The organism is Streptomyces odontomachi (assembly GCF_024435355.1).
Taxonomy (GTDB): Bacteria; Actinomycetota; Actinomycetes; order Streptomycetales; family Streptomycetaceae; genus Streptomyces; species Streptomyces odontomachi.
In genome coordinates, this window is the sequence record NZ_JAMJWG010000020.1 from 34,741 (window position 1) to 47,772 (window position 13,032).

The following is a 13,032-nucleotide window of genomic DNA, read 5'->3' on the forward strand; positions in this document are numbered from 1 at the left end:
GGAACCCCGCGGCACGGCACCGTCAGAAAAACCGAACCCGTGGCCGCTTCACTCGACCTCCTCGCGCAGCGTACGCATTGCCTGGTCCGGGTCGATCGTCCAAGGGATGATGGTGCGATCCACGCTGCCGGTGTAGAGGACCGTGCCGTCGGAGCTGAATCGGGCGGTGTTGATCGTGTTGGTGTGGCCCTGGAGGGTGGCCCAGCGGCTGGAGCCCGCGGTGTCCCAGAGCGTCACGGTGCGATCGCTGCCACCACTGGCGAGCAGGCGCCCGTCGGGGCTGAAGACCAGGGTGAGCACCGTCCCGGCGTGGGCGGTGGGCAGGTCACCGGCGGGCCGGTGGGTGCGCAGGTCCCACAGGTGGATGGTGCCGTCGGTGCCGGCACAGGCCAGCCGGTGGCTGTCCGGGCTGATGGCGACGGTTGCCGCACCGCAGGCGTTGCCCGGCGGTGACCACGCTCGCCCGCCGTTGCGGGTGTCCCACACCCGGACCGCGCCGTCGATGGTCGCAGCCGCCACGGTGTGCCCGTCGGGCGCCGCGGCCACGGTGCCCACCGAGGCGCGCAGCGTGCCGAGCTTTCGGTAGGCGGCCCGGCCGGGCGCGGGATGCAGCGCCCATATCCGCACCTGTCCGTCTCCGCCGCCGGTCACCACCGCGTCGCGCCACGCGGCCAGAGTGGTGAGGTCCGTGGGTGCGTGCCCCAGGACGCGGGCACGGGTGGGGTGCGCGGTCGGACGGACGATGACGCGGCCGTCGGTGCCGGTGTCCGCCCACCACGCTCCGCCGGGGTCGAAGGCCACCGCGAGAGCGCCATCCGAAGGATGCGCGGACAGGACGGCACGGCGCGTGCGGGTGCGGGTGTCCCACAGGGTGACGCTACCGTCCACGCTGCCGGACACCGCGAGCTTCCCGTCCGCGCTGACGTCCACGGAGGTGACCCAGCCGGTGTGGCCGGCCAACGGCATGCGGTCGCGCTGCCACTCCAGCACGGTGCCGTCGCCGCCGGCCGAGGCGACCGTACGGCCGTCGGGGCTGACGGCGACGGCGATCACGGCCCCGTTCTGCCCGGTCAGTGAGGAGATCGCGGCCCGGCGCCGGACGTCCCAGCGGATCACCTCTCCGCCGTAGTCGGCGGAGAGCAGGATGCCGTCGGGCGCGAAGGCCAGCTCGCGTGCGGTGTAGCTGCCCTGAATCGTGCCCAGGTGGTGTCCGTCGTGCGCATTCCACAGTTCGACGCGGGCGCCCGGACCCCCGGCTGCCAGCGTCTGCCCGTCCGGGCTGATGGCCACTCCGTACAGGGGGTGGTGCTCCTGCGGCACCAGCCGCCTGCTCCGGGACGGGTGCCGGGCGTCCCAGACCACCACCGCGCCCTCCTGCCCCGCGCAGGCGAGCAACGTGCCGTCCGGGCTGTAGGTCACTTCGGACCGTGCGCCGCCGCAGTCGTGCAACACCGTGCGCACGGATCGCTCGGCGACGTCCCAGACGGTGACGTCGTCGCTGCTGCCCACGACCGCCAGTGACGTCCCGTCGGGGGTGAACGCCACTCCGTCCAGGATCTGTTCGGGGCCCTCCAGCCGGCCCGCCTGGTGCCAGGTGGAGGTGTTCCACAAGGTGACCGTGCCGCTGCGGTCGGCGATGGCCAGCAGCCGCCCGTCCGGGCTGAACCGCAGCGCCCGCGCCGCTGGGCCGGCCCGCCCGAGTACCGCTGTCTGGCGGCCCGAGGCGGAAAGCCACACGGTCGCGGTGCCGTTCTGCCCGGCCGCGGCCAATAATCGGCCGTCAGGGCTGAAGTCGACGTCCTTGACCAGCCCGGCCCCCGGTCGTAAGCGCCGCTGGAACGGTTGCGAGGAGGCCATGCCGAGCAGTGCACCGCGGGCGTCCGCGGTGTGCGCGGTGGTGTAGGCCCGGATCGCCAGCCGCTGCGCCGCGGCCGGGTCGGACGCCAACTCGGCCTGCGCCTGGACCGCGTACTGCCGCGACTCGGCGGTGTGCCGCTCCCGCACGGCCACCGTGGCGACCGTCATCACCACGGTCAGCAGCAGCACCAGGGCGCCGGCCAGAATCCGCAACCGGTAATTGGCCCGACGGATCCGGACGTGCTCCGCCGCCTCGCTGTCGCGGGAGGCGTCCAGAAACTCCCGCTCCGCGGCACAGGCCGTCAGCGACAGCCGCTGGGCGGCGGCAAGTTGCTCGCCGCGGTACAGGGCACCCCGGTCACGGCCGAGCGCCCGCCACGAGGCCGCGGCCCGGGTCACCAGCCGCTGCACCTCGATGTCCGCGCGGTACTCCGTGGCCCACGCGGCCAGCCGCGGCCAGCCGCGCACCAGCCCGTCGTGCGCGAGCTCCACGGTGTGCTCGCCCAGTACGACGACACGGCGGGCCGCCAGGTGCTCCAGCGCCGCCTTGGTCCGTGCGTCGGCGCCGAACTCCGCCCACTCCACGGCGCGCGCCCGTACCGTACCGGCAGGGTCGGTCACGAGCAGCCGCATCAGCACCTGCCGGGCCGCTCCCGCCAACTCCGGCGGCATGCCCACGAACGCCTCTTCCGCCGTGCTCGCGGCCAGCCCGACGAGGCCGCCGAAGGACTCGTACGCCTCCAGGGTCAGCGTCCTGCCATGGCGCAGCCGCCACAGCCGGCGCAGCGCCGTGGCCAACAAGGGCAGCTCGCAAGAAGTGCGCTCGCCGTCGCTCATCAACCGGGCCGTTAGGGCCCGCTCGACCAGGACACCGCGGGCAGCGGCCGGTTCCACCACGGCGCGGCGTACGTCTGCCCGCTGCATCCTGTCCACGGGAACCACTGCCGCACCGAGTTCCGCGCCCCACCGGCGGACCCGGTCGGCGCGGACCCCGGCCACCACGCGCAGCGTTCCGCCGGGCTCACGCGCGTTCTTCAGCAGTCCGACGAACTCCTCGCGCGCTCCCTCGTCGGGCAGGCCGTCGAGGAACTGCTCCAGGTCGTCGAGGACCAGCCAGGCGCACGCTCCCGTGGGACCCTTGTCCTGGTCACCCGGCGACCCGCTCCCCGGACGGACCAGCTGCACGCCGCCCTGGACGGAGGTGTCGCCGCGCAGGGCCGCGGCCACGCCGGCGCACAACAACGACGTCAGCCCGACCCCCGAGGGCCCCGTCACCAGGCACAGGCCCTCGTCCCGTGCGGTACGTGCCACATGCCGCACCAGGGGCTCCCGGCCGAAGAACAGTTCGTGCTCGTCCTCATCGAACGGTGCCGCACCCGGATACGGGCAGCTGAGGTCGTCGTCGGCCTCCCGTACCGCCTCGCGGGTCTCGTGCCAGCGCCGCTCCCACTCCTCCCGATCGGCGCCGCACGCGACGGCGTAGGCGAGGACCACGTCAAGCGAGGGCAGCCGCTGCCCGGCGGCGGCCTGCGACAGGGCGGTCGGCGAGTAGCCGGTGCGCTCGGCCAGCCGGCGGTAGGTGGGCCCGCCCGCCTGCTCGCGAAGCTGCCGAAGCGCGGAGGCGAACCGCGCAACCGGCCCTTCCTCGACGTCAACTGGCTTCTCAGGGCGCCCCATCCGGTCACCGTATAGGGAGAACCTGTGGTCGCGCTCCGGCCGCCGGCCGGCACGGCGGACGGGCCGGGCCGTGCGCGGGGGTGCCGGCGCTCGCCGGCCGTCCTATCCCAGGTACTGGCAGGTGCCGCGGGGCGTGTAACGGCCGTGTCCGGCGCGGCCCGTGTACTCCCGCCGGTCGATGACGACGGTGCCGCGCGACAGGACGGTCTCCACCCGGCCGGTGATCTGCTTTCCCTCGTACGCCGAGTAGTCGACGTTCATGTGGTGGGTCGCCGCGGAGAGGGTCTGCTCGGCGGTCGGGTCGTAGAGCACGACGTCGGCGTCGGCGCCCGGCGCGATGGTGCCCTTCCTGGGGTAGAGGCCGAACATCCGCGCCGGGGTGGCACAGGCGATGTCGATCCAGCGCCGGCGCGTCAGATGCCCCTCCACGACCGCCTGGTGGAGCAGGTCCATGCGGTTCTCCAAATGCGCCCACGTTGGACGTTCCGCGTGAGGAGCGTGGTACGTTCCGACCGCCCCTGGGTCTTGACCGCAACCCGAGGAGAGCGATGGCGTACTCGCCCCCCACCTGGCCCGTCTCCGTCAAGGGCGTGGCGATGGACAATCACCGACGCGTGCTGCTGCTGAAGAACGAACGCGAGGAGTGGGAGCTGCCCGGTGGACGCCTGGAGCCCACCGATGCCACACCAGAGATGACGCTCGAACGGGAGATCAAGGAGGAGACCGGCTGGGCGGTGAAGGCAGGCCCGCTCCTGGACGTCTGGATCTACCAGCCGCTGCCCGAGGCGATGCCGGACCGGCGGGTCGTCATCGTCACCTACGGGTGCGACGTCCTCACCCCGAACATGGCACCCGTGATCAGCCACGAGCACAAACAACTGGACATGTTCACCGCAGACGAAGTCCCCCACCTGACCATGCCCGACGGATACAAGCAATCCATCGCCGCCTGGTACGAACGGACGTGACCGGCCGTGAGCGCTGGGCAGCTGACACGTCGCTCGCGACACGCACTGTGGCACTGGGCCACTCCGCAGGCCGAAGCCGTCCTCGCCGCCCGCGACCTCGGTGCCATCCTGCGCTTCCACCGCACCGTGCACGGCATGAACCAGACCGAGCTCGGCAAGCAGCTCGGCTACGACAAGACGTACATCTCGCTCCTGGAACTGGGCAAACGCACCCTCGATGACATCGGCTCCCGCCGGCACATTGCCCAGGCCCTGAGCCTTCCCCCACACGTGCTCGGCGTCACCGACCCCGCCGACACCGACCACCGCGCCGTAGTGCAGTTCGGCGAGTCCACCGTCCGCCTCGCCGGGATCGCCCGCCAGTCCGGGCACGCCTCCGAAGCCGTCGCCGAGCTTTGGCCACTGGTTGCCCGGTTGGAAGCCCGCGTGGAGGACGGGCATACCGAGCGGGACGTCCTGCCCCTGCTCGCCCGGGCCCGCGTCGGCCTTGGCGTCGCCCTCGGCAACGTCCTGCCCGAGGAGCGGCTCAGCACCGCCGCACGCTGGACCGCGAAGAGCACGGACATCGCCCGATGCTTCGACGACCGCGCCTTCGCCTCCTCGGTGATGCGCATGCACGGCAACGAGCTGCGGAAAGCCGGTCTCCTCGGAGCCGCCGTCAACCGGCTCCTGCGTGCGGTGGATCTGGCGCCCGACCGAGCGGCCCGCGCCGCCACCCTGCCGCTCCTCGCGCGCGCCGCTGGCTCGCTTCGCAACCAGGAACTCTTCGACAGAGTGATGCGAGAGGCCGACCAGCTCCTCGACGAAGTCGAGCACACGTCGCTGTTCAACCCCTTCTCTCTGCACGAGATCCAGCTGCGCGGGCTCATCTCCACCGGCCGGCGCAAGGCCTCGATACGACTGGTCGAGCAGGGAAGCCCTGCTCCCACGACCACCGTTGCACCGCAATGGCGGGTCATCGAGCTCGTCACCGTGGCCCATGTTCGGCTCACTGCCAACGACTGCAGCAACGCGGCCCGGTACCTGAACGCCGCGATCGACGAGGCCACCCGCCAGCGCCTTCCTCACCAACTGCAGCGCGTCATGCGTGCGGCGGCGGGGCGGCTGCCGGAGATCAACGAGGCCGCAGCTGATTCCCTGCATCAGATACATCAAGAGATCGCTGCGTAAACGGGCTCCGGTTGCGGGCGTCAGCTGGCTGTCTCGGCCGACAGATTCGCGTCCCCACCGGTCGGCTTGGCGATCGGCCCGTCCGGGCCTGCACAGCTGAGCCATTGGTTCTCCTCACAGCGAGTCACTCCTGAATACGTAGAGCCAACCGGAGAGGAGACTGCTCGGATACCAGCGAAGGGGCCCCGCGCCATCAAACGCGACACAAGATCATTTTCGTTGCCGCGTGACTGGGCATCCCTTCAGCGTGAAGTCTCGCGCGATTCCCAGACCCGATACCTAACGTCGGCCATAGGTTGGTACGACCGAATCCGCGCGGGCATACACAGCCCATTAAGAATGACAAAAGTGACACAAGATCATAGCTAGCACGGGACGCATGATGGCGCGCGAACGGAACAGACGGTTCGAAGCTCTCCTCAAAGAGGCTGACTGGTCACGGGCTCAGGCAGCCGCTGCCTTCGTCCGGGTTGCCAAGGAAAGTCGGCTCACCCAGTACGTGCACGTGCAGCGGCAACACGTGCAGCACTGGGTAGCCGGGCATGAGCCCTCTGGGCAGGCCCCCATAATCATGTGCGAGGCACTGTCCCGTCGGCTGAAACGCGTCGTCACGGCGAGCGAGGCCGGGTTTGCAGCACCACACTCGCCAGTACAGGGGGTGCTGGACTGGAGCGTTGATCCGCTGATCTCGCTCAACGACTTGGGAGCACCGACTTGGATCCGAACCGGCGCAACCTGCTCCGTGGCGGGGTGTACTCAGCCACCACCCTCACCCTTCCCCCGACTCCTGGTGGGTCGAGATGGCGAAGAGACCAGCAGACGCAGAACACAAGGGCACACAGCGCGTCGGCCGCGGCGACGTGAGAAGCGTGCGTGAGATGACGCTGGCGTTTTCCCGCATTGACCAACGCCGCGGGGGCGGCCACGGCCGCAGGGCCCTTGTCCAGTACCTACGCGAGGAAGTTGCCGGCTATCTGGTGGGCCGGTTCCCCGACGACCGAACCCTCCGGGACATGTTCTCGGCCGCCGCCGAAGCCTCCTACCTGAGCGGATGGATGGCTTTCGACAACGGCGAGCACGAGATCGCCGAGCCGTACTTCGCACTCGGCCTCAAGCTGGCGGCCCGCGCAGTCGACGCCCCTCTCTCGGGTCACATCCTGCGCGCCATGGCACATCAGGCGCTCGACCTCGGGCTGTGCGACACCGCTCTGAACCTGTCCTCCGCGTCGATCGCCGGTCAGCGCTACCAGTCCGCGACTCCACGCGAGCGAGCGCTGATCACCGTCGTCCACGCCCGCTGCCTCGCCGCAACCGGGCAGAAGAATGCGTCAGCCAGGGCTCTGGCCCGCGCTGAGGACGATCTACGCAACGCGCACGACGGAATCGAAGAACCCACCCGCACCTTCTTCTTCGGCGAAGCGTCACTGGCCCACGAAATGGCCTGCACTCTTCGAGAGCTGAACGATCACAAGGGGGCGATCGGCCAGTTCGAGCGCGGCGTGCGGACCCGAGGCACCGAATTCAAGCGGACGCATGCGGTGACGCTCGGGTACCTCGGCGCAACACAGATCGCGACCGGCACCGTAGAAGAGGCATGTGCAACGTGGTCGAAAGCCCTCGACGCCATAGAGGAGGGCATCTACTCCGGGCGTGCCAGGCAGCGCGTGGTGGAGATGCGCCAACTCCTTTCGCCGTACCGGCGCCGGGGCATTCCCGCTGCTACGGAGCTGGAAACCAGGGCCGCCGGCTACCTCCGACAGGTAGCTTGATCGCGTCACACCAGGAACGAGGAGAAGAATGACCATGACCATTGAGATCGAGCCCATCGGTGTCGTGGTCGAAGGCCGTCAAGAGGTTGCCGATGACAACTGGGGCGGCGTCACATCCATCATCCAACTCGACCCGAAGTTCCCACTCGACGTCGTCAAAGGTCTCGATTCCTTCTCCCATTTGATCGTGACCTGGCACTTCAACCAGGCATCCCCTGATGACGTCGCCCTCCACGCACGCAGCCCACGGAACGACCCCCGCTGGGCGCCGTCGGGAACGTTCGCGCACAGAAACCACCGACGCCCGAACCAACTGGCCACCAGCTTCCCCCGGCTGCTGAAGGTCGACGGCCTGGCCCTACACGTCACCGACCTCGATGCCGTCGTCGGAACCCCCATATACGATCTCGCGCCCTACTTCCATGCCATGGGGCCACGTGGGGAAGTACGTGAGCCTGCCTGGCCTAGCGAGATGCTCAAGAGCTACTGGGACTGACAGATCCTGGATTCCGACAACCCCACGTCGTAGGGCCCTGGGGCGCGGGGCAACTGAGCGGGAAAGCGGTGTCGCGATCACATGAGAACAGGGCTGGGGCAGGGAGCACAGCGCCCCGCCCGCGGGCGTGTCGTTGAAGTGGGGACCATCCCCGCGGGCGCGGGGAGCCAGACGATGTGCTCCAGCATCGAGTCCGCCGACACGGGACCAACCCCGCAGGCGCGGGGAGCAGGCGATCCGCCAGCAGGGCAAGGTCGGCGCGCTGGGACCATCCCCGCCAGCGCGGGGAGCAGGGCAAGTGGGGCTCGGTGCACTCCGAGGTCCTGGGACCATCCCCGCGGGCGCGGGGAGCAGTCGTGTCGGCGACGGCTGAAAAGTAGACCACTATCGACGCTTGGGTTCTAACGCCTGTCGCAACATTCCTTGATCATTATGGAGTGTTGATGGCGAGGCGGGGACGTAAGCGCAGGCTGGAGCTTGAGGCCGAGTACTGGCGCCTTCTGGCGCCCGGGGTAGGCAGCGTCGAGGCGTACAGGCGCCTTGGGATCGGGCGCAAGACGGGCTACCGGTGGCGGGCGGAGAACGGCGGCCTGCAACCGGACTATCTGCCAGACGCCTCGCGTTCGGGCCGGTACTTGTCGCTGTTGGAGCGCCGGAGGATCGCCTCGTTGCGTGGCCGCGGCCTGGCGATCCGGAAAATAGCCTGCCTGCTCGGACGGGCACCGTCGACGGTCAGCCGGGAGTTGCGGCGCAACAGCCGCCCACACGACTACGGCAGATACGACGCCGACCTGGCCCACCACCGCGGCCGCGAACGCGCCAGACGTTCCCGACGCTCCAAGCTGTCCACGGATCCCGAGCTCAAAGCAGAGGTTCAGTCCAAGCTGGACAGGGAGTGGAGCCCGGAGCAGATCGCCGCCCACCTCAGGAACCGCTGGCCCGACCGCCCCGAGCGGCACCTCTGTCTGGTTAGGGCGACGTTCAGTGGGATCTGTCAGCGATCACGGGGAGCCGTCACGTTTAGTGAAGGAGGGTGTTCGATTCGGGTCCGCGAGCCGGAGTGCGCCCTGCCGCGCAAGATCGGGTGTGACGCACCGACATGTTCGGGTGTGCCGGATTGAACCCTCGCGTCGGTGGTCTATGTCGAGGACATGGATCACAACGAAATCACCTGGCAGGACCTGCTCTTCGAGGGCTTCGAGGTGCGGATCTCTACCGCGGTGCACCGGACGGACGGGATAGTGGTGCGGCTATGCGGTCGGCGCGTCACGAGCTCGTGTCCGTCCTGTGGCCGGGCATCGGCCCGTGTGCATGACGGCTACGAGCGCCGCTTGCAGGATCTTCCGTTGGCCGGACACGCAGTACGAATTCTGCTGAGTGGCAGGCGCTTCGTGTGTGCTAACGATGCGTGCCTCAAGCGTACCTTTGCCGAGCAGATACCAGGTCTGACGAGGCCTTATGCTCGCGTTACGGACGGGCTGGCCGTGTTGCTGGACCGGATCGCGCTCGCCTTGGCCGGCCGTGCCGGGGCGCAGATGGCCAGGGCCATGGGCCTGGAGACGGGGAGGATGGGGCTGCTGGACAGGATCCGGGCAATGCCTGATCCGGTCTGCAACACCCCGCGCGCGCTCGGTGTCGACGACTTCGCCACCAAACGCGGCCACTCCTACGCCACGGTGATCACCGACGCTGAACGGCACCGGCCCATTGAGGTGCTGCCGGGCCGCGAGGCAGCGCCACTGGCCGCATGGCTGACAGCCCACCCCGGCGTGGAGGTGATCTGCAGAGACACGGCTGGGGCCTACGCCGAAGGCGCCGCGCTCGGCGCCCCGAATGCCGTGCAGGTCGCGGATCGCTTCCATTTGTGGCAGAACCTCGGTCAGGCGATCGAGAAGTGCGTCGCGGCCCTACCGTGATCACCTCAAGAACGTCACCTTAGCGCCCCAGGGCGAAGTCGCTACCACCTCGACGGACAGCTCACGTGAAACGACGTCGATCCCCGACGACGTGTTACTGACCGGGCGCCGGGCCGAGCGCATGCGCGCCCATCATGCCCTAGTCCATGGCCTCCTGAGCGAGGGCATGGGCCTACGTGCTATGGCCCGTCACCTGGGCTGGGGCCGCCACACCGTCCAGCGGTATGCCCGCGCGGTCCGATGGCAGGACGCCGTTACCGGCCGCCGCACCCGGACCAGCCACCTCGATGTCCACCGCCCCTACCTGCAGCGACGCATCGACGAGACCGAGGGAGCCATCACCCTGAAGGCCCTGCGAGAGGAACTCGCCAGCCAAGGCCAACCGGTTCCTTACAGCAGTCTGCGCGACTGGGCTCGCAGCCGCCTGCAGTGGCCCACTCATCCTGCCCGGCCTCCGGCACCACCGAGCGTCCGACAGGTCACCGGCTGGCTCACCCGCCACCCCTCCACACTCACCGAGGAGGAACACCAGCGTCTCAAAGCCGTTCTGAACGCCAGCCCCGACCTGGCCACCGCACACCACCTCGTCCGGAAGTTCGGTGACATGCTCACCCAGCAGACCGGTGCCCTCCTGCCCGCCTGGATAGACGAGACTCGCACCGCGAACCTGCCCGGACTGATCAGCTTCGCCCACGGCCTCACCGGCGACCTCAATGCCGTCACTGCCGGGCTCACCCTCCACTGGAGTTCGGGCAGCACCGAGGGCGCTGTGAATCGCATTAAAAAGATCAAAAGGCAGCTATACGGGCGCGCTGAACTCGAACTACTCCGAAAGATGATTTTGCTTCAGTGACCGACCGTGACAGCTCCCTGTGATCATTGACAGATCCCGAGTCAAGCCGTCTGAGCCAGAGGTCAGCTGGCCTGGCGACCAGCCTGCCCCGACGGGCAAGGGAGAGCCGGCCGCAACCACGAACCGGGTGTGGACCATCCTGTCAGGCATGAGCCTCACCCGCTTCCGCAACTCGGTCGGCCGCCGGCGTGAACGCGGCTTACGACTCTGGCCGATCGGTATCGTACTGGCCGCCACGTTCGTCTTCGCGCTCGCCACCGCCACAGCGGTCTTCACCACCGGCTGGAAGCTGCTCGGGGTGCAGGGCCTCAAGCCTGAACACCGACTCACCTCACAGACACTGTTCGATCTGGTGAAACTCGCCTTCGGTGTCGTTGCCGGCGCCGGCGGCCTGATCGCCCTTGTCGTGGCCTACCGCAGGCAGCGCATTGATGAAGACGGCGCGAAACGCGAGGCTACCCGTCTGCACACGGAGCGGTTCACCACCGCGGTCACGCAGCTCGGCGATGCCTCCCCCGCAGTATGTCTGGGCGGTGTCCATGCCCTGGCAGGCCTCGCCGACGACGCCCCAACCACGGGGCTGCGGCAGACCTGCATTGACGTTCTGTGCGCCTACCTCCGCCTCCCCTACACAGCCGAGACCGATCTTCCCGACAACACGGCCGCCCTGCACAACCACCTCGCTCTACGCCAAGTACGACACACCGTCATCCGTCTCATCCGCGACCACCTCCGTCTGGACGCCGACCACCCCCACACCTGGCAAGGTCGCGACTTCGACCTCACCGGTGCGGTCTTCGACGGAGGCGACCTCTCGAAGGCAATCTTCTCCGACGGCACCGTCAACTTCACCGACGCCCACTTCGTCGGCCCCTTCTCATTTCATGACGCTCACTTCCTCGGCGGTACTGTCAACTTCACCGAGGCTCACTTCCGCGGCGGCACCGTCGACTTCACCGAGGCCCACTTCTTTGGCGGCACCGTCAACTACACCAAAGCCATCTTCGACGGCAGCACCGTCAACTTCACCAGCGCCCACTTCGCGGCCGGCACCGTCAACTACACCCGGGCCATCTTCCAAGACGGCACCGTCGACTACACCAAAGCCATCTTCGACGGCAGCACCGTCAACTTCACCGAGGCCCACTTCCTGGGCGGCACCGTCAACTACACCCGGGCCTCCTTCCAAGACGGCACCGTCGACTACACCAAAGCCATCTTCGAGGGCAGCACCGTCAACTTCATCGAAGTCCCCTTCACCAGAATCACCGTCAAGTTCGCCAGCGCCCACTTCGCGGCCGGCACTGTCAACTTCACGCACGCCGGCTTCGGCGCCTGCGCTGTCGGCTTCCGCTACGCCCACTTCAGCGGCGGCACTGTCATCTTCGCCCGCGCTGGCTTCATCGCGCGCGTAGACTTCCGCGACGTCCACTTCACCGGCAGCACCGTCGACTTTCGCGGGGACGGACCCGAGGGGGCTGCGATGGGTACGGCGCCAGACGGCCTGGTGCCCATCAATGGACAGCCGCTGCCCCTCGGCCTGCTGTTGCCCTCAGAGTGGTCCTCACCCACATCATGAACCCCACGGCGCTGTTGGTTCTACAGCGCCGAACAACGTAATGCAGAGGTGCGGTGGCATCGTCCGGGAGCTGTCACCGACCGTGACGACTTCCCGTGATCGCTGACAGATCCCACTGAACGCCGCCATAGCCACCTCTGTCACGAGACCATCTACCGAGCCCTCTACCAAGGTGCCAAGGGTGGCTTGAGCAGGACCCTCACCAGGAAACTTCGCACCGGCCGGCCGCTAAGAAAGCGACGCCGCCGCCCCGACCAGCGCATGCCCCGTTTCGTTGCACCCGCCGCCCTCATCGACCGTCGGCCACCGGTCATCGAACTGCGCGAGCGTCTCGGTGACTGGGAGGGCGACCTCGTCGTGGGCGCCCGCAGTCAGTCCGCCGTCGCCACACTCGTCGACCGGCGAACTCGCTATCTCCGCCTGGTCCCGCTGCGGGCGGGGCACTCGGCCAGCCAGTTGCGTGACGCCCTCATCGCCGCCCTCACCATGCTGCCGGAACGGGCGCCTCGGAGCCTCACCTGGGACCAGGGCTCCGAGATGGCCCGTCATCATGAACTCGCGCCCCTACTTCACCGACGGGATCTTCTTCGCACGCCCCGGCAGTCCCTGGGAGCGAGGGACGAATGAGAACACGAACGGCTTGATCCGGCAGTACTTGCCCAAGCGCACGAACCTGTCCCTGCACACCGCTGACGACCTCCGTGTCATTGAGCACCGGCTCAACAATCGACCCCGCAAGACACTGCG

At 68.6% G+C, this 13,032-nt stretch carries 11 protein-coding genes and 1 pseudogene; 10 read left to right on the forward strand and 2 right to left on the reverse strand.

All coding sequences use genetic code 11. The features are described 5' to 3' along the window. Positions 1 to 48 precede the first annotated feature (48 nt). Together NQO67_RS32575 and NQO67_RS32580 are read right to left on the reverse strand one after the other, a co-directional pair. Positions 49 to 3,534 carry an nSTAND1 domain-containing NTPase gene (locus NQO67_RS32575; protein WP_255953960.1) on the reverse strand — a complete coding sequence of 1,162 codons (3,486 nt, stop codon included), beginning with the start codon at positions 3,532 to 3,534 and terminating at the stop codon, positions 49 to 51. 102 nt (positions 3,535 to 3,636) lie between these two features. Beyond that, positions 3,637 to 3,999, reverse strand: a pseudogene (locus NQO67_RS32580) (amidohydrolase family protein); the annotation flags it as partial. 83 nt (positions 4,000 to 4,082) lie between these two features. Between NQO67_RS32580 and NQO67_RS32585 the strand changes: the two are divergent. From NQO67_RS32585 to NQO67_RS32620, 10 genes are all read left to right on the forward strand, one after another. Next, the gene (locus tag NQO67_RS32585) at positions 4,083 to 4,502 is read left to right on the forward strand and encodes an NUDIX hydrolase (protein WP_255953961.1); all 420 of its coding nucleotides are present in this window, start codon (positions 4,083 to 4,085) and stop codon (positions 4,500 to 4,502) included. Positions 4,503 to 4,637: 135 nt separating this feature from the next. Then, the gene (locus NQO67_RS32590) at positions 4,638 to 5,672 is read left to right on the forward strand and encodes a hypothetical protein (protein ID WP_255953962.1); all 1,035 of its coding nucleotides are present in this window, start codon (positions 4,638 to 4,640) and stop codon (positions 5,670 to 5,672) included. Positions 5,673 to 6,054: 382 nt separating this feature from the next. Beyond that, positions 6,055 to 6,549, forward strand: a complete 495-nt coding sequence (locus NQO67_RS44895) for a hypothetical protein (protein WP_508493682.1) — start codon at positions 6,055 to 6,057, stop codon at positions 6,547 to 6,549. After that, a complete protein-coding gene (locus NQO67_RS32595) occupies positions 6,473 to 7,441 on the forward strand; it encodes an NsdA family TPR-like regulatory protein (RefSeq protein ID WP_255953963.1) in 969 nt (322 codons plus the stop codon). Before NQO67_RS44895 ends, NQO67_RS32595 begins: the two co-directional genes overlap by 77 nt. 34 nt (positions 7,442 to 7,475) lie before the next feature. After that, entirely contained in the window at positions 7,476 to 7,937 is a 462-nt protein-coding gene (locus NQO67_RS32600) for an SAM-dependent methyltransferase (RefSeq protein ID WP_255953964.1), read from the forward strand. 443 nt (positions 7,938 to 8,380) lie between these two features. Then, positions 8,381 to 9,058, forward strand: a complete 678-nt coding sequence (locus tag NQO67_RS44655) for a helix-turn-helix domain-containing protein (RefSeq protein ID WP_374119217.1) — start codon at positions 8,381 to 8,383, stop codon at positions 9,056 to 9,058. A 12-nt stretch (positions 9,059 to 9,070) separates the two neighbouring features. Then, the gene (locus NQO67_RS32605) at positions 9,071 to 9,853 is read left to right on the forward strand and encodes an ISL3 family transposase (protein WP_255953965.1); all 783 of its coding nucleotides are present in this window, start codon (positions 9,071 to 9,073) and stop codon (positions 9,851 to 9,853) included. A gap of 181 nt (positions 9,854 to 10,034) precedes the next feature. Further along, positions 10,035 to 10,706, forward strand: coding sequence for a transposase (locus NQO67_RS32610; protein WP_255953966.1), 672 nt, complete (start codon positions 10,035 to 10,037; stop codon positions 10,704 to 10,706). A gap of 148 nt (positions 10,707 to 10,854) precedes the next feature. Continuing rightward, positions 10,855 to 12,285: a pentapeptide repeat-containing protein gene (locus tag NQO67_RS32615; protein WP_255953967.1), complete on the forward strand. Its 1,431-nt coding sequence runs from the start codon at positions 10,855 to 10,857 to the stop codon at positions 12,283 to 12,285. A gap of 150 nt (positions 12,286 to 12,435) precedes the next feature. Continuing rightward, positions 12,436 to 12,912, forward strand: coding sequence for an IS30 family transposase (locus tag NQO67_RS32620; RefSeq protein WP_445195112.1), 477 nt, complete (start codon positions 12,436 to 12,438; stop codon positions 12,910 to 12,912). Positions 12,913 to 13,032: the final 120 nt, after the last annotated feature.

What these genes read in the sequence shown, in the direction of transcription:
- NQO67_RS32575 (WP_255953960.1), bottom strand. Translation starts at nt 3,534, where the DNA reads ATGGGGCGCCCTGAGAAGCCAGTTGACGTCGAGGAAGGGCCGGTTGCG.
- NQO67_RS32585 (WP_255953961.1), top strand. Translation starts at nt 4,083, where the DNA reads ATGGCGTACTCGCCCCCCACCTGGCCCGTCTCCGTCAAGGGCGTGGCG.
- NQO67_RS32590 (WP_255953962.1), top strand. Translation starts at nt 4,638, where the DNA reads ATGAACCAGACCGAGCTCGGCAAGCAGCTCGGCTACGACAAGACGTAC.
- NQO67_RS44895 (WP_508493682.1), top strand. Translation starts at nt 6,055, where the DNA reads ATGGCGCGCGAACGGAACAGACGGTTCGAAGCTCTCCTCAAAGAGGCT.
- NQO67_RS32595 (WP_255953963.1), top strand. Translation starts at nt 6,473, where the DNA reads ATGGCGAAGAGACCAGCAGACGCAGAACACAAGGGCACACAGCGCGTC.
- NQO67_RS32600 (WP_255953964.1), top strand. Translation starts at nt 7,476, where the DNA reads ATGACCATTGAGATCGAGCCCATCGGTGTCGTGGTCGAAGGCCGTCAA.
- NQO67_RS44655 (WP_374119217.1), top strand. Translation starts at nt 8,381, where the DNA reads ATGGCGAGGCGGGGACGTAAGCGCAGGCTGGAGCTTGAGGCCGAGTAC.
- NQO67_RS32610 (WP_255953966.1), top strand. Translation starts at nt 10,035, where the DNA reads ATGGCCCGTCACCTGGGCTGGGGCCGCCACACCGTCCAGCGGTATGCC.
- NQO67_RS32615 (WP_255953967.1), top strand. Translation starts at nt 10,855, where the DNA reads ATGAGCCTCACCCGCTTCCGCAACTCGGTCGGCCGCCGGCGTGAACGC.